Origin of the sequence: Sutcliffiella sp. FSL R7-0096 (assembly GCF_038595065.1) — a bacterium.
Classification (GTDB): Bacteria; Bacillota; Bacilli; order Bacillales; family Bacillaceae_I; genus Sutcliffiella_A.
In genome coordinates, this window is sequence record NZ_CP152003.1 from 2,434,306 (window position 1) to 2,455,613 (window position 21,308).

Genomic DNA, 21,308 nt, shown 5'->3' on the forward strand with positions numbered 1-21,308 from the left:
CCTATCATGCAGGCACAAAAAATGAGAGTAGATACAGCGAAACCTGAAAACACAACCGTTTATCCCATCCTATACATTATTGGACTAGTACACTTGCTAAATGATGCCCTACAATCTGTAGTCCCAGCTCTGTTCCCGGTTCTGCAAAATTCCATGGGGCTTACCTTTACACAGCTTGGTTTAATTGCATTTGCGCTGAATGCCACTTCCTCCCTCATTCAGCCTGTAGTAGGGATTTATACGGATAAGAAGCCTTCACCCTATGCATTACCGATTGGGCTAACCTTTTCCTTGTTTGGAATTATCGGGCTTGCTCTTGCACAAAATTTCTGGCTCATAATAGTGTCAGTATTATTCATTGGACTTGGATCAGCCGCTTTTCATCCGGAAGGCTCACGTGTCGCCTATATGGCTGCTGGCAATCGGAGAGGACTCGCCCAGTCCATCTATCAGGTTGGGGGTAATTCTGGTCAGGCGTTAGCCCCATTGATGGCCGCTTATATCCTTTTACCATTGGGGCAAAAAGGGGTGCTATGGTTCACGATAGTCGCGGCAGCAGGAGTTATCCTACTTTTATACATCGCAGCATGGTATAAGCAACAGGTTTTGGAAAAGGCCAAACCTGTTAAAAAGAAAATAGAAATGAAAGTAAAAGCAAAAAAGGAAACCAATGAAAATAAGCGTATCATTATATTCTCCATTTCCTTATTGATTTTCCTTGTGTTTGCACGCTCCTGGTTCCATGCAGGAATGACAAACTTCTATGCTTTTTACGTGATACAGAACTATGGACTGCCGATAGCAGATTCACAAATTTATATTTTTGTATTTTTAGGTGCAGGTGCTATCGGTACGTTCTTCGGTGGTCCATTGGCTGACCGCTTTGGAAAAAGATTGGTCATTTCTCTTTCCATGCTCGGTTCTGCCCCACTTGCCCTGCTCCTTCCATTTGTCGGTCCCACTTTTGCGTATGTTTTGATTGCCATAATTGGATTTATCATTCTCTCGAGCTTCTCGGTGACCGTTGTTTATGCTCAGGAGCTTGTTCCTGGGAGAATCGGATTGGTTTCCGGTCTCATTGTGGGCCTTGCATTTGGAATGGGTGCAGTGGGCTCTGTTGCGCTTGGTGTCCTGGCTGATTGGATCGGGTTGACGAATACGATCCTATTCACAGTCTGTCTTCCATTAATCGGTCTATTGACATTCTTTCTACCAACAGATCAAAAACTTAGGGAAATGCATAGCTGAAGAGAAGAAAGGGTTCCTGTTGACCCTTTCTTTTCTTTTGCCTATACTTGTTTAAGTGTTAGGCTCTGTAAAAGCATAATGTTGATTTTTGCAGCAATATAACTGGTGATTGGAGTAATAGACGCAAGCCGAGGAGGCTCCCCAACCCCCCTTAGGAAAGCGAAGCCTTGTGCGGAAATCAACAGCGGTGTTAAACAGGACCAAGTGTTAAAAGATACCTAGTGAAAATGGTGATAATGATGGATTTTGATATAAAGTCATTGGCCTTTTACTTGATTGAAGTGGAAGGTAGCGGTGAAAGTGCTAAGAAGTATTATAAACCGATGGCAGTTTTAGATGAGGATACATATGAAGAGAGCGCTTTGAAACCTTTCCTTGATGGAGAACTGATGAAAATCACAAAAAGAAAGGTAGATCGACATCCTAAAAATGAGCAAGTCCCCACAAAGATTGGGAGATTCATGGTAGAGCCTGGGTATGACTTAGGTTCCAATCCGAACTATAATCAATTCAATCGAATTAAAAATGCGGAAACACTTGAAATATTTTCACAGGCGGCCGAAGAAATAGCTACCACCTATACGGATACAACTGCTGTAAGAGGCGGGGTTCTAATTGTCGCAAGGGCTAAATTGAATAAATACTTTGATGAACCTTTTGTATTCATATTGAAATGTGACTTCGAACAGAAGGTAGCTTCCATAACGGATGAAAGAACCCTCATTCATAACGTACAGATGGCAATTACCACGAAGAATATGAAGTCCATCCAATACCCCTTCATGATAGAGGATGGGATGGTAGAAGAAAGCGAATTGAAGATTCATCAATCCTCCCACTCGCGTTATTTCGAGGATTTCCTTAAATTTGTGGAATATGGAGAATCGATGCCTGAAATCATCAAAAATCAGGTGATGGGAATGGTTCATCAAGAGATTTCTGAAACATACAAGGATGAAAGTGAAGAAAAAGAGAAAATGGAACAAGCAATGGAAGCATGGGCAACCTCACCAAAACGCGAATTGCAGGAGCGCTGGTCCGATGAACAGGTAATCGAGGCTTCATCAAGCATCATTGAGCAGACACCGGACATCGAACTTAAATTCAAGCTGGATCACATATCTGTTAAAAGCCTACTGGCGGATTTTGGTGAGAATGTCCATATCGCCAAAATTAATGACCGTTATGTCGTCCTTCTTGAAGGTGACTTTCTCCAATTCGAAAAAAACGTGTCTCCTGTTGAGATGCTCAAACCAAGTGAACTGACCATGATCCTGGAAAGGATGAATAAAAAATACAGCAACTGAACTGTTCATGAATAAATGTCAAAGTTAATGAAATGATAAGATCAAATACCTTTTAGGGGTGACCACCAATGGATTGGATGTCCATCATCCGCTATGCATGTTCATTAACAGGAATCATCTGCCTTGGTTTTACGTATAAGCATATGTTGAAAAGTGCGCGTGCCAAGGGGAAAGCAATGGGTAAAGATTAGAGTGAGATGAAGAATGAAAATTTGAAAGGCCAGGGAACTTTAATAAAGTTTCCTGGCCCTATTTATTAAATATAAGAAAGTAAGCTTATAATACTGTTGATTTCCATTCCAGTCGCTTCGCTTACCCAAAGGGCGGTCCGTAAGCCTCCTCACAACGCTTAAGGAGTTTTACCTGTCCCTTCCACTCCAATTAAGAGGGTAGCTTCATTCACCGAAAGAATAACAAATTGCCTATCTAAGTAAAGTGCCTGAAAATAGCAATTAAGCCCCGCGGAAAACGAAGCCATTTGCAGACAGGAACAGCAAGATTAACCAAATATTTAGCTTTAAAAGAACGGACGGTTCTCTTAATTATTTGGTTTCAAACAATTCAATCCATTCGCCGTCCGGACCTGTAAAGAAGATGTATCTCGCCCCGTTTGGCAATGTGGTTATTTCCTTTTCTAGGAATGTAACATCCAATTGCTTTAATCGCTCATATTCCATTTCCAAATTGTCCACTGTCAATGCTATATGATGAACTTTGCCTTCAGGAGGTAGATGATCGTTATAGCCTTGAATGAGCTCCAGTTCCGTTTCATCACTTTCATTAAATCCTAAAAAAGCAAGTTTAATGACCCCATTAGGGTGGTCAAGCTGTCCTTTTAATGAGAATCCCAGTATGTTTGTATAAAAAGCTATGGAAACTTCAATGTCTTGTACCATAATCCCGACATGCTCTAAACGTTTGATTGCCATCTCTGCTCTCTCCCCAGATTTTTTAGTTATTTGTACGTAGCCTCCTGATGTTCTCCACTAAGAAATTTACATATTCCTCATCCTTTACCAGCCAAGCAGCAAAACTCCTTTTAACGAATGTTTCTGCTTCCTGAAAGGATGAAAAGGTCTTTTCCATAAGCTTTTCTTTATTTTCCACTTGCCAGGTTCCGCCTTCCTTCGGTAAAAGAAACAGATTTCCTTTTTCCTTGGAATCATAAAGTACGCCATTCGGAGATTCTTTTACATTGAAGACGTTCTTAGGGGCATCCTGTTTCAGAGGCTCCAAAGGGAATGCCTCTGAAACAAAGAGTTTATATGCCTGCTCGTTTAAATTACAACCTGAAGCCTTGGCATGGCCTCCCCCATCAAATTTCGCAGCCACTTGAGAGACATCCACATCATCATGGATGGTTCTCAAACTGATCCGCTTGCTGCCCATATTGATCATGGCAATGTAATCAAGGTGGGGGTTTTCTTTTCCTAAGGCATTCCCTATCTCTGAAAGGAACGATTCGGCATGGATAATCCCAACCCATTTGTCATCTACGGGCTTTTGTACAATTTCCCGTCGTTTTTTACGTAGATATCTCTCAAGCTTCTGTTCTTCCATATCAAGAATCTGTGTTTCAAAATCATCAAAGTTGAATTTGTCCGCATTTGTAAGCTTCTGGAGCATCCGCTCTACAAAATCATCGATGGAAATCATATAAAGTAGATCGTTCAGTCTCTTGGCTTTTGTATTATTATTACGATCCCATTCCCATGTATCATATTGACGGATCAATTCCACTACTTCATCGAGTGCTTCCCTCCTAGTAATGAGTTCCTTTTCTAGCAGGTACTCATAAAATAGGGAGGTGGCACTTGTTAGCCTACCGTCTTCATATTCCACTGTGACAGCTGCCCAATTATATCCGTTTAAATGGATGGCTGTCTTATGGTGATCGATAAATTGAACCTTGCCTCCTAGCTCTTTGACAAAGTGATCAAGTTTTTTTGCATTATCCTCGTTTACAGAAAGATCAGTTATGTATATTTGATGCTGAGGTGTTGCTTCCTCCATAAAGTCGGCCACCTGGTAATTCAGACTCCCGACTGAATTATAATGGACCTTCACCTTTTCCTTGAAAGCCAGCTTGGCCAAGATTCCACAGCCGACCCCATCTAAATCATTGTGGGTAAATAAATGAATCAATAGTAGTCCCCCTTATCAATTTGGTCCTGCTAGACGAGCGAGACACAGTTGCTTGTCCACCTATGCTTATTACTTTGTATATTCTTCTCCCCAATATTCCTTAATATGAGCATCTCGTCCGGATTCTTTACGTTCTTGTTTATATTTTTCAGGGTTTTTCTCATAAAACTTCTGGTGATACTCTTCCGCTTCATAAAATGCTGTTGCCGGTTTTATTTCTGTTACGATCGGCTTTTGGAAACGTCCACTTGATTGAAGCTCTTCTTTTGTCTTCACAGCAAGCTCTTTCTGATGGTCATTATGGTAAAAAATCGCCGTGCGATACTGGCTACCTCTATCAAAAAACTGACCACCGTCATCTGTTGGGTCTATTTGCGGCCAATATAACTCCAGTAATTTTTCATAAGGAAATAATTCCGGATTAAATTTGATTTGGACCGCTTCATAGTGTCCAGTATTACCTTTCTTTATTTCCTCATATGTAGGATTAGTGACTTCCCCCCCGGTATATCCGGATACTACTTTTTCAATTCCAGGCATCTCATCAAAAGGTTTGACCATGCACCAGAAACATCCACCAGCAAAAGTAGCTAATTCTGTTTTACTATTTTTCATTATGTTACACCTCTCACTCTTACTTATTACTATGCTTGATGGAATTTTACACTATACATGAAGTAGATACAATAACATTGCTTATCGAATACTCAAGATTAACATAACAAAATTATTATATATTCATTATTAACGAAATAATAAAACATTTTCATGATTGCGTTTACAATCATTTACACTTCTATAAGAGTATTGTACGATAATTCTTTGTGAATAAATGAACGATAGGAGTCTGATTAGAGAATGATAGAGCAGTTTTCAAATATGGAGTTATTGAATCAGTTTTGGTTAATACTCTTTTTCCTCATACCCATGGTTTTAATTTCTAGAATGGTGGTAGCGGGAACGCGTTTTTCCCCTATATTAATCATTGTCATTCTTGGTCTTGGAATGGGTTATTTACTTGTGTTTACTGGTGTTGCCACTCCAGGATTGGTTGAGTTCCCATTTGTTGACCTGATGGCCAGAACGACCATCATCGCATTAACCGTATCTTTCTTCGTAGGAGGACAAGAACTTAGGAAAATACTTGGAAACAAAGATTTAGCTGTAGAAGATACTGTAGTGGTTTCTGAAGAAGAAACCTTTCTTGGAACTTCCAGGACACAATTCTTTTATATCGTTCGCGCCTTTTTCCTTTTATTCGGACTTGAAGGCATAACCCGTCTCATCCTTTCAGATGGTACCGGTATGTTTGACAATATTTATCCATTGATAGCGTACATCGGGATTATTGGTTCTATTCTTTTCATTGATAATAAAGCAAAAATTTCGAACAAGCATCAATATATGAAAAAAGGACTATTGGAAATGATTGCGATCATTATCCTATTAGTCATCTCGTATCAGATTGCTATGGCTGTAAAACCAGTTATTGCATTGCCTCAAATATTCTTTGCCATGATGATCGCAGCCGCTTTAGGTGCCATCTTTTACAATTGGAGCTTCGGGCCAACCATTAGAGCACTCCTTGTTGCAGGTATACCGGTTGTTTTGGCAGCAAACTTCATGATCGGGGGATCACGTATAGGGGACGCATTTGCAATCGAAGGAATGAATGCCGTACTTGCTTATGGATTCTTTGGTCAACTTTTCTGGATGTTTGGTGGAATTGCATTGATCATGTTCTTTGCAAGGACAGCAAATGCTCGCAATCTTGCTCCCGGTATGGCCGGGTCCCTTTCTCATTCCGGTTTGACTGGTGCATGTACTGCAGGTGACTTTGGCAAGACTGCTGCAAAGCGTGCTCCAATCATGATCAACATACCGTTTTTTGGGCATATTTTTGTTTTCTCTGTTCTGGCAATCAGTGCAGAGCGTGGAAGTCTATGGGTGTTCCCTTCTTTATTGATCGTTGCAGTGGGAGTTGGATTGACTATTCTTGCCTTAATCAATCTTAGAAAATCCAATGGAGAAGATAAAAAAGAAGTGAAGGCATTGATGCAATTTTCTTTCGGTTGGCAGATGTGTGCGGTATTCGGTGGTTTGGCATTATTGAGCCTAAGTACCATGCCGATTGATTATGCAGCAATGGCGCAGTCGTCTGCAATCTCGCACTTTGGATTATTTGCTGCGATTCAAGGGGATATGTTCGGGGCTGAAGCTGCTGCTTTAATTCCTTTCATTTTTTCCATGCCATTTTTAGTCCACCCCCTTGTTTTCTTCATGTTTGGAAAAGCGATGGAAAATAACGGAGAAATGCCGATCAAACCAGTTTATACGTTGGCTCTGATTGGTGTAATCGGAGTGGCGTACGCCATATTCTTTGTATAAAGTTTGTTGAACTATGCTTAAAGAGGCGCATCGGATCGAATACCGGTGCGCCTCTTTACTATTGCATCTTTTTGTTGTAATAATCCACCGAATACTGAGCGCCTTCACTTACCATTTTATTGTCCTGGATATCTTCTGGATCAGGGTTTCCTGCCTTTTCTATCGGAAGGCTTGTATTTCTATATTTGAGTGGAATGACTTTATTTTTTATACGCTTGGAATATTGGACAACTTTCTCCCTATAAGGCTTATATGCAAGCAACCCGGCACTTGTGAGACTGGCTGCACCTGCTATTAATAACGGCTTTTTTAGTTGACGTGTATTCATAATGTAACGCCTCCTGGTTGTTGATTTTATTTATAGGTTTGATATTCCCTGCTTAGAATTTATTAAACATGGAAGCAAACCCCTAAATAAACCCATGCTTGATCATTACGGCTTTGATTGCCATATAGTCTACATTTTCCGGAAGCTCTTCTTTAATTGGTTTCAATTTTTCTGTGCCTACATTTTCAATGGCTTTGATGATCTCGTTTTCGTGTTCAGCTGGAATGAACGTATCCCACTCTACCACCACCTCTTCTTCTTTGGCGCATTTAAAGAGATGGTTTTGAATGGTGATGAGACTCATATCTCTTCCCTTGGCTATTTCCTTCAAGGACGTACCCTCTTCAAAAAGCCTAAATGAAAACATATGACTGGATTCTCCTTCACCAGGTGTAAGTTTAGCAGATTGTCTGGTGGGGGCTTGGCGGGTTGGTACCGTCTCTATAACTCGATCAGAATCTGAAAAACTAATGATCTCCTTTAAGAACATATCCCCATATTTCTCATACTTCAACACGCCTACTCCTTTAATTTCAAGCATCGATGTTTCATCCTGTGGGATGTGCTTACTCATTTCCTTTAACGTACTATCAGGAAATATAACATATGGAGGAACTCCCTCCTGCGTCGCCAGTTCTTTTCTCAGTCTACGTAAGCGCTCGAAAAGTTCATCGTCTTCTACAATGGAAGTTACTTGTTCTTTCATTTTAAATAAAACTTTTTCTTGTCCTTTGAGAACTGGAACTGCCCTTACCCCTATTTTCACGATAGGATACTGCCCTTCCGTCAGAACCAAATATCCTTCTGCAATCAAGATATTGATTAAGTCTACCAATTCCTTTTCTGTATAAGAACTCATAAGGCCGTAAGTTGGCAATTGGTCAAAACGGAATTGTTGAATCCTCTTATCCTTTGAGCCCTTCAAGACTTTTGCTATCAAGGTTGCACCAAATCTTTCATTCATTCTGTGGATACAACTGAAAATCTTCTGGGCTTCTAATGTGATATCCTGTTCTACATATTCCTGAGAACAATTGCTACATTTTCCACACGTTAGCTCTACTTCCTGTCCGAAATATTTGACAATGTACCCTTGTAGGCAACGTTGCGTATAGCAATAATCCATCATTGCTTGAAGCTTTTGATATTCCTGCTTTTTACGCTCTGGTGATCGCACACTTTCCTCTATCAAAAACTTCTGGATTTGGATGTCGCGAGCATTATATAATAGGATGCATTCACTCTCTTCTCCATCCCTTCCTGCTCGTCCAGCTTCTTGATAATAGGCCTCCACATTCTTGGGCATGTTGTAATGAATAACGAAACGAACATTGGATTTATCGATTCCCATGCCGAAAGCATTTGTCGCAACCATAAGTTTCAGACGGTCATACAGGAATTCTTCTTGGTAACCCTTCCTCTCATCCTCTGATAGTCCCGCATGATACTTACCGATGTGATATCCTTTTTTGGTCAGGTTTGTGTGAATCTGATCTACCTCTTTTCTGGTAGTTGCATAGATAATACCTGATTCTTCCTTGTTTGATTTTAAGAATTTTTCCATATAGGTATCTTTATTTTGACCGCGCAACACAGAAAACGTCAGATTATCCCGTGAAAAACCGGTGACAAATGTGTTCTCTGGTGGAATCTCCAACATCGATTGGATGTCAGCGATCACCTGTCCGGTTGCCGTGGCAGTGAACGCGGAGACAATCGGCATGCCCGGTATTCTTTTTACAAACGTTCCCACTTCCCGGTAACTTGGCCTAAAGTCATGACCCCATTGTGACATACAGTGGGCTTCATCAATCGCCACCATGGATACTTCTACCACTGCAAGGACGTTTTGGAAGTCATAGGAGTCCAACCTTTCCGGAGCTAGATATAGCAGCTTTATCTCTCCCATTTCCACTCGTTGCATCCTATCCCTTATTTCCGCTCCATCTAACGAGCTATTAATATATGTAGCCTCAATTCCCAATTCTACTAAAGAATCGACTTGGTCCTTCATTAGTGAAATCAGAGGGGAAATGACAATCGTCAAGCCTTCAAATAACAGTGCAGGGATTTGATAGCATATGGATTTACCCCCTCCTGTCGGCATCACTCCCAATGTGTTGGATTGATTTAAAATGCTGGATATTATTTTCTTCTGTCCAGGTCTGAAATCCTGATAACCATAATACTTTTGCAAAAGAATTGTGCCTTGTTCGTTCATAGATACACCTCGTTTAAATGGAAATGAAGTTGATGGAGTTTATTAGGAAGTAGTTTACTTGAGGAAGAGGGTGAATTAGCGATGTTTTAAAGGACCCCTTCATTTTAACTGAATATATAAACCTGTGCAACCAAGCTCTTTTAACCTATTACTATATAATAGCTACATTTTCCTTGCATTTTATTATCTGAATGTTTAAAATTTACCTTACAATAGGTTGTCTAACCTCTTTATTTTTTCGTCATTTTGAATGCGCTTACATATCATGGTGACAATCTATTAATTTATTTAAGGAGGAATTTTCATGATTTATGCTAATCCAGGCGAGAAGGATTCAAAGGTCTCTTTTAAAAGTCGTTATGACAACTTTATTGGCGGGGAATGGGTCGCTCCAGTAAAAGGTGAATATTTTGAAAATGTCACTCCTGTAACCGGTAATGTATTTTGCGAGGTGGCCAGGTCCACTTCAGAGGATATTGAATTGGCACTAGATGCTGCACATAAGGCCAAGTCAGCATGGGGACAGACTTCGGTGGCAGAAAGAGCGAATATATTAAATAAAATAGCTGATAGAATGGAAGAGAATTTGGAAATGCTTGCAGTGGCAGAAACGTGGGAGAACGGAAAGCCTGTACGTGAAACAATGGCAGCCGATCTTCCACTTGCCGTCGATCATTTCCGTTATTTTGCTGGGTGCATCAGGTCTCAAGAGGGCTCCCTTGGTGAGATAGATAATGATACGATTGCCTATCACTTCCATGAACCGCTTGGGGTAGTCGGTCAAATTATTCCTTGGAACTTCCCTTTGCTTATGGCTACATGGAAGCTTGCCCCTGCTCTTGCAGCCGGTAATTGTGTCGTTTTGAAACCTGCTGAGCAGACACCAGCTTCCATCATGGTATTGACCGAGTTGATAGCGGACCTCTTGCCTCCAGGTGTGTTAAACATTGTTAACGGATTTGGCGTGGAAGCCGGAAAGCCGCTCGCATCCAGTGATAGAATCGCAAAGATTGCATTTACGGGCGAAACGACAACCGGACGTCTGATCATGCAATATGCTTCTCAAAACATCATCCCAGTAACATTGGAACTTGGTGGGAAATCCCCTAACATATTCTTTGAGGATGTCATGGCCCAAGACGACGATTTCTTTGATAAAGCAGTAGAAGGATTCGTCATGTTTGCCTTGAATCAGGGAGAAGTATGTACATGCCCATCTCGTGCCCTCATTCATGAATCCATCTATGATAAATTCATGGAACGTGCACTCGAGCGGGTTTCACAAATCAAGCAAGGAAATCCACTGGATACCGAAACCATGATAGGTGCCCAAGCATCTTCAGAACAACTTGAAAAAATCCTCTCCTACCTTGAGATCGGGAAAGAGGAAGGTGCAGAGCTGTTGGCAGGTGGAGAACGCAATATGTTGGAGGGCGACCTTGCCAGCGGCTATTATGTGAAGCCGACGGTTTTCAAAGGTAATAACAAAATGCGGATATTCCAGGAAGAAATCTTTGGTCCGGTTGTTTCCGTCACTACGTTTAAAACGCCTGAAGAAGCTTTGGAAATCGCCAACAACTCACTTTACGGCCTTGGTGCTGGAGTTTGGACAAGGGATGTCAACACCGCCTATCGTTTTGGCCGACAAATTGAAGCAGGACGCGTTTGGACTAACTGCTATCATGCCTACCCTGCCAATGCGGCATTTGGTGGATATAAAATGAGTGGAATCGGCAGGGAGAATCATAAAATGATGCTCTCCCACTACCAGCAAACTAAGAATCTCTTAGTAAGCTACAGTCCAAAAAAACTAGGATTCTTTTAAAAATGGAAAAAGTACTGGCTACCGAAGCTGCCCTTGAATTAATCGAAAAGCTGGAAGGCAAACATGGACCTGTACTATTCCATCAATCTGGGGGTTGCTGCGATGGCAGCTCCCCTATGTGCTACCCAAAAGCAGACTTTATGATTGGAGATTCTGATGTTCTCCTTGGCGAAATAGGCGGTGCTCCCTTCTACATGAATAAAAAGCAGTATGAGTATTGGAAGCATACACAGCTCATCATTGATGTGGTTCCTGGAAGGGGTGGCATGTTCTCTTTGGAAGGTCCAGAAGGTGTTCGTTTCCTGACTAGGTCAAAAGTTTTCCCAAAATGAGAAAAGGCGTCCTCAAAATGGACGTCTTGTTTTTTTAAAAAACCGGGCGTTTGCCCGTTTTATTTTGTGCTTTTTAATGACTGTGGTGGTTCTTCCATCCAACCGTTTTTAACCATCAACTTCCCGCCATCTTTGGCATAATCAAATATATCTTTTGCAATCAACGTCATCTTTGTCGGTAGATCCGAGCGAAGGCTGAACGATGTACCAAGTGCATTACTTGTAAGCCCGAAGCTGCTGAGCAGATTTGTCAGATACATCATGAGCTTCTCTGAGTATGGAGATTCCGTTGAGAGGGTAGGATTTCCCCAAGCAACTATTGGTGGCTGAATATCACTTTTTAGAAGTGTATCGCTGAAAATATAACCAACAGGCACCACCATATTTTCTTGCTGAAACAATTCCGTTAGTTCATTTATAAAATTAACTTCTTGGTTGTAATAGGTTTGTACCAAAGTGTGTACTTCTTCATTTTGTTTGTTCGCAAGAAAGTGCTCCAAAAGCCTCGCCAGCATCGTTTTTGTTGATATGTCATCCACAAATTACCTATTTCAGACGATGACAACTGCTTATCCATTCAAACATGACCCTCCCAAGATTCATTTTTTTTAGTATCCTACAAAAATGATTGCTATAGAAAATATGATTTTTTTAAAAATGTAGACAACCCTCTCCCCTCCCATGCATACACATTTAAGTAGAAGACAAGCAAAAGGAAGGGTGGCATGTACATGAGATTTTTTGTTATCAAGAAGAGCTTTCTTATAGCGGTTGCACTTTGTATAATCACAGGAGTAGGTGGATGGTTTGTCGTTAATAAAGGCGTAGTTCCTACCATTGGCAAACCGCCGGCAGAAGAAGAAATGGTATTCAATATGATTACTTCTGAATTTAAGACAAAATTGGAAGACGGTACAGAAATTGAGGCTTACCGTTTTGATCCTGGAACGATTACCGTGCCGCGTGACAAAGAAATAACGCTAAGTATATTTGGAGTCAATGGTAGTGAACATCCTTATTACATCGAAGGAACTGATATTAGTGGGATCATAAAAAAGGGGGAGGAAACATTAATTGATGTTCGATTTGATAAAGCGGGTGTCTACAAACTCATCTGTTCCACCCACTCGCACCACGATGGACATCATAGTCCTCCGATGGTTGCCTATATCTACGTTTATTAAATTTGCATTTGTATAATCTGCTTTAAACCCTCGAAATGACCAGTCAAACGGGTGACTGGTCATTTTTATTTTCATAAATATTGCTTCTATAGTAAATGAATCTTTTGCAACCTCCTCATTTAATGGTATAATTTCAACGACATTAATTTTGGAGGAAACTAATTACATGCTTACAGTTACGAATATAGGATTACGCTATGGCGATCGAAAATTATTTGAAGATGTTAACATAAAATTCACTCCGGGGAACTGTTACGGGCTGATTGGAGCCAACGGTGCTGGAAAATCGACTTTCTTAAAGATTTTATCCGGAGAAGTGGAAGCACAAACAGGCGATGTTCATATGAATCCAGGCGAACGTATGGCCATCTTGAAACAGAACCACTTTGAATACGAGGAGCACGAAGTACTTAAAGTTGTAATCATGGGACATAGTCGTCTTTATGAAGTAATGCAGGAAAAAGATGCTATCTATATGAAAGAAGACTTCTCAGATGAAGATGGCATGCGAGCTGCAGAACTTGAAGGGGAATTTGCTGAATTAAATGGTTGGGAAGCAGAATCAGAAGCAGCAATCCTCTTAAAAGGTCTAGGAATTTCTGAAGATCTTCATACAAAGAAGATGGCTGATATCACTGGTGGCGAAAAAGTAAAAGTACTTTTGGCACAAGCCCTCTTTGGTAAGCCTGATGTGCTTTTACTTGATGAGCCTACCAACCACTTGGACTTAAAAGCGATTCAATGGTTGGAAGAGTTCCTTATCAACTTTGAAAATACAGTCATCGTTGTCTCCCATGACCGTCACTTTTTAAACAAAGTTTGTACCCATATTGCTGATTTGGACTATGGAAAAATACAAATCTATGTTGGTAACTATGACTTCTGGTACGAGTCCAGTCAACTTGCAACGAGATTGGCATCTGATGCGAACCGCAAAAAGGAAGAGAAAATTAAAGAACTACAAGCTTTTATTGCCCGTTTCAGTGCGAATGCATCCAAGTCAAAACAGGCTACATCCCGTAAAAAACTTTTAGATAAAATTTCTTTGGATGATATCAAACCATCTTCCCGTCGTTATCCTTATGTGAATTTCACCCCGGAACGTGAAATTGGAAATGACCTTTTACGTGTAGAAGGCTTGACCAAAACAATTGATGGTGTGAAAGTATTGGATAATGTAAGCTTTATCATGAACAAAGATGATAAAATTGCATTGGTTGGCGGTAATGAAATTTCCAATACCACTCTTTTAAAAATCATCTCTGGTGAAATGGAACCAGATAGCGGAACGTACAAATGGGGTATCACTACTTCCCAGGCATACTTCCCTAGAGATAACTCGTCCTATTTTGAAGGTGTCGATATGAATCTTGTCGACTGGTTACGTCAGTATTCACCAAATGACCAAACTGAAAGTTTCCTACGCGGTTTCCTTGGGAGAATGCTTTTCTCCGGTGAAGAAGTTATGAAAAAGGCAAGTGTGCTTTCTGGAGGAGAAAAAGTTCGTTGCATGCTTTCTAAAATGATGCTAAGTGGATCGAATGTTCTATTATTGGACGACCCAACGAACCACTTAGACCTAGAATCCATCACAGCATTGAACAACGGTTTAATCAGTTTCAAAGGCTCTATGATCTTTACTTCCCATGACCATCAGTTTATTGAGACAATTGCAAACCGCATCATCGAAATCACCCCTAAAGGCTTAGTTGACAAGCAGATGACGTATGATGAGTATTTAGAGGATGCAACTGTACAACAACAGCTGGCAGAACTTAATTCTTAAATTTCAAGCCAAGCCCTTTTTATAAAGGGCTTTTTTAAAATGATGAAACCTTTGAGTGTATACTTCGTATGTAAAAAGAGGGATTTGTTACATTTTTAATGATAGTCATGTATAGTAAATTTAATATTTTATTTTTACAACAGAATGAGGTGTGGGAATATGCCACAGACGAAGTGGTTCAGGATTGGTTATGGCATTATTGTAATACTATTGATTATTTTCTTGGCATCATTGGTTGACTTTATTTTCACACCATTGACGGTGATGATCAGTACACTGTTTGCTCCGATTATTTTAGCAGGTGTACTCTATTACTTGTTAAGACCTTTGGTTAATCTCGCGGCACGTTATATTCCAAGGGCATTAGCGATATTGAGCATATATCTTATGTTCATCGGGTTGATTACATTATTACTTTTCCTCATTGGCCCGACTTTGCAACAACAGGTGAACAGTCTGGTTGAGAACACACCTAAAATAGTTAACGAGATTCAGAAATTCACTGTAGAGCTTCAAGAAAATGAGTATATAGCGAGATTCCAACAAGATGAAAGGTTTTCTCTCGAAGAAATATCCGGGAAAATTGCTGATAATTTGAATGCCTATTTGACAGCTTTTGGATCGAATGTAGTGAATGTCATCAGTGCGATAACTGGATTCCTGATATTATTGGTGGTCATTCCATTCGTCCTTTTCTATATGCTCAAGGATGGCGAAAAGTTACCTGAACAGGTACTTAAAATCATCCCACGCCAGCACGAACGGGAAGGAAGAAATGTCTTAAAGGATATGGATATTGCACTAAGCTCCTATATCCAGGGTCAGATCATCGTTAGTGTGTTTGTCGGTGTTCTGATTTATATCGGCTTCTTAATCATTGGTTTGGAGTATTCCCTAGTGCTTGCCTTAATCGCGATGTTCACCAATGTTATCCCATTCATTGGCCCCTTTATTGGAACGATACCAAGCGTTATCGTTGCTTTTTTCGACAGACCCATCATGGCTCTTTGGGTGCTGCTTGTCGTCATCGTTGTACAACAAGTGGAGAGCAATCTTATCTCTCCCCAAGTAATGGGCAAAAAATTGGATGTTCATCCATTGACAATCATCCTACTATTATTGGTAGCCAGTAAATTTGCCGGCCTGCTCGGCCTTCTTCTTGCGGTACCTACCTATGCGGTATCTAAAGTTATTGTGTTGCATACCATACGTTTCATTAAATTAAGGAAAGTAAAAGTTTCAGAAGATAATCTGTTATAGTGGAAGGATACATTTTAACAAAAAAGTGAGATGATAAAAGATGGCTCAAACGCATACGTTTTCTAAAGGCGAGGAAATCGCCAATTCCATCACGCATGGAATCGGTATATTAACCAGTGTAGCTGCACTTGTGTTACTCATTGTTTACTCTTCCATAAATGGAACAGCCCTTCATGTTCTTACGTTCATCATTTATGGAGTAACCATGCTTTTGCTATACACAGCCTCCACCCTTTTGCATGCCCTGCCAAAAGGAAAAGCGAAGAACGTCTTTGAGATCTTAGATCACTCTTCCATTTACTTTTTCATTGCCGGCAGTTACACCCCCATCACCCTCATTGTGATGAATGGGGCTTTGGGATGGACGCTTTTCGGGATAGTATGGGCATTGGCTATTGGAGGTACGGTGTTCAAGGTCTTCTTTGTAAAAAGATTTGTCTTCGCATCGACACTATTATATGTCCTGATGGGGTGGCTGGCCGTGTTCGGCTGGGGAGAAATCACAGCTAAGGTCAATTCTACCGGTATCGCCTTCCTAGTATTGGGAGGGGTTGTCTACAGTGTGGGAGCCATTTTTTATGTATGGCGCGCTTTCCCTTATCATCATGCGGTGTGGCACTTATTTGTACTAGGCGGCACAGTCTTGCATTTCTTTTTCGTCTTATTATATGTTCTCCCTGTTCAATAGAAAATAGGGTTTCCTTTCAATAAGAAAAACGTCCATTCACTATCTTTTTAAAGATGATTGTCATTAGTACCATATTTATACAGCAAAAAACCCAGATCTAAAAGGTTCTGGGTTTTTTACTTTTTTGAATTTCTTATTCCAGTCAAGTGCGCATTAATATGCTTTACAGTTGGTTTTGCGCATTTGAACTTGCGTGTGACATGACAATGCCTCCTTTTACTTACACAAAATCTAAAAGAACTTAAAGACAAAGATAGGACTTTAAGGGGGGACCACCCAACTTACCAAAAGTCCATCACTTCAATTGTTCATTCATCCCATGCCAAACATAGTACACCTCATCCGCTAGCTTTGCGGCATCTTGCGAGATCCATCCCGCAATATCACGTAATCTCCTTTCCTGTTTAGCCACAGGGACAATTCCCCGTCCCATTTCTAGCATGATTAGAACTATTTCTTTGCCTCTCTTTGCCTCCTCCTCTCTCAACTCCAAAAGACTGGAATTAAATGATTGCCGAATGGAATCATCATCTTGTTCCAATTGAATGGCATCCGTTATCCACTGTTCCCAGCCTTCTAAAACAAGAGCTGTATCTTTCTCCCAATGTGATTTCCAGTCGTTCAAGTTATGATCATAGTAAGCAGAAATCCAGCTTAGTTCCCTGCTATGAAGTACTCTTACTGTATTTCTTTTACCGCTGAAGGCACCACCGATAATGAGTTGCACGTCCAGTCCCCTTCCCTGTTTACCAATCTTAATATATGTCCTTTGCCATGTGAGACAGCAGGTGATTCCCAAAAAGAGGTTGTAGCTTTGAACTTACTGAGCATATACCTGATCACTCCACCATGAGTCATTACCAGAATGTTAGCTGTTTCAAAGGAGGGCTTGTCTCTACCCAACATTTCCGAAACAAATGCGTCCACTCTTTGTTGGAACAATTGCCCGCTCTCACCAGATGGTGTACTATTCAACTCCCAATTATCAAGCCATTTCTGGTAACAAGGATCTTTCTTCAACTCTTCATATTTCTTACCTTCCCAATCACCAAAATTCATTTCTCTTAATCTCGGATCAAGGTTTGGAGATTGGCATAGCTGTAAGTAGTCCAATGTCTCTTGACATCTTATCAGGTCGCTTGAATAGATGGCATCAAATGATAGCCGTTCAAGCTCTTTTTTAAGTAAATCCAACTCATTTATTCCATCTAGTAGAATATTTTTATCCGTGTGACCAAGATACCGTTTCTCCCTGTTCCAATCGGTTATCCAATGACGAATGAGATATAGATCCACATAACGATCAACCCGCATAGTTCCCCTCCTTCAATGGCCGTTCCCAACAAATCGCCATTACTTCCCTTAAAATGTTTCATCATCCAATGGCCATACCACCATGTGAATAAAAAATAGCCAGGCAATAGTACAAGATACTCCGGAAGAAATAGAAACAATGCGGCTATGGGTAAAAATGACACGACTAAATCACTTCTTGTAAGATTCTTCTTCCATTCAAAGGCTAACCCCTCCTGCTGAGCAGTTGGAAAAAGATACATTAGATAGACCGCCATGCCTCTTGAACAGGCAAGGATGACCAAGAAACAAATAATATATTGATAGGACTGAATCAATAGCAAATAAATAAAAACTGCTTTCCATACTATTAAAAACAATAAACTTAATATTCCAAAGCTTCCAACCCGTGGGTCTTTCATAATCTCCCATTTTTTCTCAAGTGTTGCATTGGAGCCAATGGCATCTGCCACGTCCATCCAACCATCCAGGTGCAGGCCTCCTGTGATCCAAATCCAAATGGTCAAAATTAGCAGTGCCAGCATCCAAGTAGGCAAAACACCATGCAGAAAGAAGACAATTAATACTAGAATTCCTCCCAATACCATACCTGTGAGCGGATAACATCTAAGTGCCCATTTACTAGTTTCCTTGTTCCAAGGGCACTCCACAGGCACAGGAATCCTTGTCAAAAATTGGAGGGATAAGCAGAAACCATACAAGCTATTTTTCACAATGACACCTCTGTTCCTTTCCAATACTTTGGGATACCAGCCCTTACCTGTACCGCCACTTCAGCTTGTTTAACAAGATGTTGATGAAGTAATTCCAATATGCCTACATAGGAGCGGACCGTTTTATAACGGGATGAAGGTTCTTCGTTCAGGTCATTGGAAACAACCAACAGAGTCAATCCTTTCTTCCTGGCAAGATTCCCCCACCCTTCAACCTCTGCAACTAGTTCTTCTCTTTTCCTTGGGATCCCATCAAATAGCATGTTACTAAGCCAGATTGTCAGGCAATCCAGTAGTACCACATCGCCATTGCGTGCTTGCATTATACTTCTTCCAACCTCAACTGGTACCTCCTCCACCATCCACTCTTCACCACGTTGCGCCTTATGCATCGCTATTCTCCACTCCATTTCTCTATCACTCTTTCTGGAGGTAGCCAAATATACGAGACGAGTGGTGGGATATTGTTTGTGATGGAATAGAGCCAACCTTTCCGCAAAATGGCTCTTCCCTGATCGAGCCCCTCCGGAGATAAAAATCACCACACGCTCTCCCTCCACTTTTTTAAAATGGCAAGCAATTTGGCATTTTCTTCTTCTGACCGTATAGCAAGCCTAAGGTGGCTGCCTTCCAACCCTTTGAAATTATATGTATGTCTTGCCAAAATGCCATGTTGGAACAAGAAAGAGAAGAGAGTTTCCGTTTTTTGAGGATTTCTATTATCTTGAAGAAGATAGAAATTGACCGATGTGTTGGATAGATAAAAGTCATTCTTGTCTCCAAAGTCTTTCAAATTCCTTGTCTGTCCATCAAGCCAACGGACGGTATGCCCCACAAAATGTTTATCCCTTAATAGAAGCGGAGCGATGGCACTTGCCAAAGCATTTACACTCCAAGGCACCTGAAAGCTCTTCATTTCATTTATGACTGCCTCACTCGCCATCATATAACCTAACCGAAGGCCGGGGATCGTGAACATTTTTGTCAGTGACCGGAGTAAAATAAGATTTGGATATTCTTTTAGCAACGGAGTCAAGGACTCGGATGGGACAAAATCCACAAACGCTTCATCTATAACCAGGAATGTATGATCATGTAGCCCCTGTTCCAGTAACATTTTAATTTCCGTTTTAGGAATGACCATCCCTGTCGGATTGTTGGGTCGACATAGGAAGAGCACATCCAAGTCCGGCATTGCTTTAAGCAGCTGATTCATCGGCAGCCGAAAGTCATCCACAGGCGATGTGATAAAGTCTGTCACCTGTAGATGATAATGCCTACATGCCCGTTCATATTCCGAAAAAGCAGGATGTACGATCCCAGCACTTTTCCCTTCAAAATATTTAGCCGCAAGAAAAATAGCTTCCGCTCCCCCATTGGTAAGAAGGATTCCATCATCATCAATCCTTTCCATCCATGCCAATGCACTAGTGCTGAAAGTATAGTTCGGATCCGGATAACACAACAGCTTTTTCCATTGATCCTCCAATTCACCCTGCAACCATTCAGGTGGCCCCAAAGGGTTAAGATTTGCACTAAAGTCCAAGACTTCCAGGTCTTCTGCTTCCAAAAGTTTCTTCATCAAATCTGGCTGACCGCCATGTTCTGGCCAATTCATCCTCAACCCTCATTTCTGTCCCAATAAAAATAATAATAGAATTTCTAATCCTACAAACACGCCCCAACCACCATGCATATATATAATGGATCTTGGGATATCCTCAGCAACTAGCTTTCTATGAAAATCCCCCATCGTTTTCCTGTTAGATTTAATCCCTTTATAATAATTCACACCACCTAGCTGGATTCCCATTAAACCTGCCGTCATCGCTTCCGGCCAACCGCTATTGGGACTGGGGTGTTTCTTTGCATCCCTCATGGTAATGATCCATCCGGCTTTTCTATTAGATCCTTTTATTAATATAGAAGAAAACCAGATGGACAAAGCTGTCAACCTTGCTGGGATAAAGTTAGCCACATCATCCAGCCTGGCAGAAGCCCAACCGAAATCCAGGAATCTTTCATTCTTATACCCTACCATTGAATCCAAGGTATTGATGGCTCGGTATGCCATGGCAAGAGGGGCTCCACCTAGCATTGCCCAGAACAAAGGGGCGGTGATGCCGTCCACTGTATTCTCCGCTATGGTTTCCACCGTCCCTCTGACGACTTCACTCTCTGACAAGTTCTCTGTATCTCTCCCCACAATCATGCTAAGGGCCTTCCTGGCGTCATCCAGCTTTCCAACTAGAAGTGGGATCAAGACACTTTTCCCTGCATCCGATAATCCCTTGATGGCAATGGTTGTCCATATAAAATAGACCTCCAACATTACACCTGCATAAAAATGAATCTTATAGGAGATTGCTACAAGAAGGAATACAATGCCATAAACAAAGAGGACCACTACCAAAGCCAGAAGGACCCCTTTCCCTTTTCGGCTCCTCCCCCTGTTCAAGGCCTTCTCCAAGAACGAGATGAGTTTCCCCATCTGTACCACCGGATGTGGCAACCTGCGCGGATCGCCTAGGAGCATATCCAGCCCTATCGCTACGACCAATATAAATAA

The 21,308-nt window shown here is 41.1% G+C and carries 22 protein-coding genes; 10 read left to right on the forward strand and 12 right to left on the reverse strand.

The genetic code is table 11. From position 1 onward, the window contains the following. The first annotated feature begins 6 nt into the window (after positions 1-6). The 3 genes from MKY77_RS12310 to MKY77_RS12320 all read left to right on the forward strand — a co-directional run bounded on the left by MKY77_RS12310 (position 7) and on the right by MKY77_RS12320 (position 2,746). Complete coding sequence (locus MKY77_RS12310; protein ID WP_339146111.1) at positions 7-1,248, forward strand: MFS transporter; 1,242 nt, start codon at positions 7-9, stop codon at positions 1,246-1,248. Positions 1,249-1,487: 239 nt separating this feature from the next. Beyond that, the gene (locus tag MKY77_RS12315) at positions 1,488-2,555 is read left to right on the forward strand and encodes a DUF3900 domain-containing protein (protein WP_339149805.1); all 1,068 of its coding nucleotides are present in this window, start codon (positions 1,488-1,490) and stop codon (positions 2,553-2,555) included. Between the two features lie 68 nt (positions 2,556-2,623). Next, on the forward strand, positions 2,624-2,746 hold the full coding sequence (locus MKY77_RS12320; RefSeq protein ID WP_339146113.1) for a hypothetical protein: 123 nt from the start codon (positions 2,624-2,626) through the stop codon (positions 2,744-2,746). Between the two features lie 351 nt (positions 2,747-3,097). On the opposite strand, the gene MKY77_RS12325 is transcribed toward MKY77_RS12320, so the two are convergent. The 3 genes from MKY77_RS12325 to msrA all read right to left on the reverse strand — a co-directional run bounded on the left by MKY77_RS12325 (position 3,098) and on the right by msrA (position 5,315). Then, positions 3,098-3,484, reverse strand: coding sequence for a VOC family protein (locus MKY77_RS12325; RefSeq protein WP_339146114.1), 387 nt, complete (start codon positions 3,482-3,484; stop codon positions 3,098-3,100). Between the two features lie 22 nt (positions 3,485-3,506). After that, positions 3,507-4,700 carry an oligoribonuclease gene (locus MKY77_RS12330; protein WP_339146116.1) on the reverse strand — a complete coding sequence of 398 codons (1,194 nt, stop codon included), beginning with the start codon at positions 4,698-4,700 and terminating at the stop codon, positions 3,507-3,509. Between the two features lie 69 nt (positions 4,701-4,769). Beyond that, on the reverse strand, positions 4,770-5,315 hold the full coding sequence (gene msrA / locus MKY77_RS12335; RefSeq protein ID WP_339146117.1) for a peptide-methionine (S)-S-oxide reductase MsrA: 546 nt from the start codon (positions 5,313-5,315) through the stop codon (positions 4,770-4,772). A 243-nt stretch (positions 5,316-5,558) separates the two neighbouring features. On the opposite strand from msrA, the gene MKY77_RS12340 reads away from it, so the two are divergent. After that, positions 5,559-7,088 carry a hypothetical protein gene (locus tag MKY77_RS12340; protein WP_339146118.1) on the forward strand — a complete coding sequence of 510 codons (1,530 nt, stop codon included), beginning with the start codon at positions 5,559-5,561 and terminating at the stop codon, positions 7,086-7,088. Positions 7,089-7,146: 58 nt separating this feature from the next. On the opposite strand, the gene MKY77_RS12345 is transcribed toward MKY77_RS12340, so the two are convergent. Beyond that, complete coding sequence (locus MKY77_RS12345; protein WP_339146120.1) at positions 7,147-7,416, reverse strand: hypothetical protein; 270 nt, start codon at positions 7,414-7,416, stop codon at positions 7,147-7,149. 82 nt (positions 7,417-7,498) lie between these two features. Then, positions 7,499-9,637, reverse strand: coding sequence for a DNA helicase RecQ (gene recQ, locus MKY77_RS12350; RefSeq protein ID WP_339146122.1), 2,139 nt, complete (start codon positions 9,635-9,637; stop codon positions 7,499-7,501). A gap of 304 nt (positions 9,638-9,941) precedes the next feature. Here recQ and adh point away from each other — a divergent pair, with 304 nt between their 5' ends. Together adh and MKY77_RS12360 are read left to right on the forward strand one after the other, a co-directional pair. Then, entirely contained in the window at positions 9,942-11,462 is a 1,521-nt protein-coding gene (gene adh / locus MKY77_RS12355; protein ID WP_339146123.1) for an aldehyde dehydrogenase, read from the forward strand. A 2-nt stretch (positions 11,463-11,464) separates the two neighbouring features. Continuing rightward, positions 11,465-11,794 carry a DUF779 domain-containing protein gene (locus MKY77_RS12360; protein ID WP_339146125.1) on the forward strand — a complete coding sequence of 110 codons (330 nt, stop codon included), beginning with the start codon at positions 11,465-11,467 and terminating at the stop codon, positions 11,792-11,794. Positions 11,795-11,853: 59 nt separating this feature from the next. Here MKY77_RS12360 and MKY77_RS12365 read toward each other — a convergent pair whose 3' ends face one another. Beyond that, positions 11,854-12,333 (reverse strand): DUF3231 family protein, encoded by a 480-nt coding sequence (locus tag MKY77_RS12365; protein WP_339146126.1) that lies wholly within the window; start codon positions 12,331-12,333, stop codon positions 11,854-11,856. Between the two features lie 192 nt (positions 12,334-12,525). Here MKY77_RS12365 and MKY77_RS12370 point away from each other — a divergent pair, with 192 nt between their 5' ends. The 4 genes from MKY77_RS12370 (at position 12,526) to MKY77_RS12385 (ending at position 16,712) form a co-directional block, all read left to right on the forward strand. After that, the gene (locus MKY77_RS12370) at positions 12,526-12,978 is read left to right on the forward strand and encodes a cupredoxin domain-containing protein (protein WP_339146128.1); all 453 of its coding nucleotides are present in this window, start codon (positions 12,526-12,528) and stop codon (positions 12,976-12,978) included. 166 nt (positions 12,979-13,144) lie between these two features. Next, entirely contained in the window at positions 13,145-14,764 is a 1,620-nt protein-coding gene (locus tag MKY77_RS12375) for an ATP-binding cassette domain-containing protein (RefSeq protein WP_237662389.1), read from the forward strand. Positions 14,765-14,923: 159 nt separating this feature from the next. Then, on the forward strand, positions 14,924-16,024 hold the full coding sequence (locus MKY77_RS12380; RefSeq protein WP_339146129.1) for an AI-2E family transporter: 1,101 nt from the start codon (positions 14,924-14,926) through the stop codon (positions 16,022-16,024). Positions 16,025-16,064: 40 nt separating this feature from the next. Next, positions 16,065-16,712 carry a hemolysin III family protein gene (locus tag MKY77_RS12385; RefSeq protein WP_339146130.1) on the forward strand — a complete coding sequence of 216 codons (648 nt, stop codon included), beginning with the start codon at positions 16,065-16,067 and terminating at the stop codon, positions 16,710-16,712. A 295-nt stretch (positions 16,713-17,007) separates the two neighbouring features. On the opposite strand, the gene MKY77_RS12390 is transcribed toward MKY77_RS12385, so the two are convergent. The 6 genes from MKY77_RS12390 to cbiB are packed head-to-tail and all read right to left on the reverse strand — an operon-like array spanning position 17,008 to position 21,299. Beyond that, positions 17,008-17,439, reverse strand: a complete 432-nt coding sequence (locus MKY77_RS12390; protein WP_339146131.1) for a bifunctional adenosylcobinamide kinase/adenosylcobinamide-phosphate guanylyltransferase — start codon at positions 17,437-17,439, stop codon at positions 17,008-17,010. Then, complete coding sequence (locus MKY77_RS12395) at positions 17,391-18,026, reverse strand: histidine phosphatase family protein (RefSeq protein ID WP_339146132.1); 636 nt, start codon at positions 18,024-18,026, stop codon at positions 17,391-17,393. Before MKY77_RS12395 ends, MKY77_RS12390 begins: the two co-directional genes overlap by 49 nt. Further along, positions 17,978-18,739 carry an adenosylcobinamide-GDP ribazoletransferase gene (gene cobS / locus MKY77_RS12400; protein ID WP_339146134.1) on the reverse strand — a complete coding sequence of 254 codons (762 nt, stop codon included), beginning with the start codon at positions 18,737-18,739 and terminating at the stop codon, positions 17,978-17,980. Before cobS ends, MKY77_RS12395 begins: the two co-directional genes overlap by 49 nt. After that, positions 18,736-19,284, reverse strand: coding sequence for a bifunctional adenosylcobinamide kinase/adenosylcobinamide-phosphate guanylyltransferase (locus MKY77_RS12405; RefSeq protein WP_339146135.1), 549 nt, complete (start codon positions 19,282-19,284; stop codon positions 18,736-18,738). The genes cobS and MKY77_RS12405 overlap by 4 nt, the downstream gene beginning before the upstream one ends. Continuing rightward, entirely contained in the window at positions 19,278-20,357 is a 1,080-nt protein-coding gene (cobD, locus tag MKY77_RS12410) for a threonine-phosphate decarboxylase CobD (protein WP_339146136.1), read from the reverse strand. Before cobD ends, MKY77_RS12405 begins: the two co-directional genes overlap by 7 nt. 9 nt (positions 20,358-20,366) lie before the next feature. After that, a complete protein-coding gene (gene cbiB / locus MKY77_RS12415; protein ID WP_342515342.1) occupies positions 20,367-21,299 on the reverse strand; it encodes an adenosylcobinamide-phosphate synthase CbiB in 933 nt (310 codons plus the stop codon). Between the last annotated feature and the right edge of the window lie 9 nt (positions 21,300-21,308).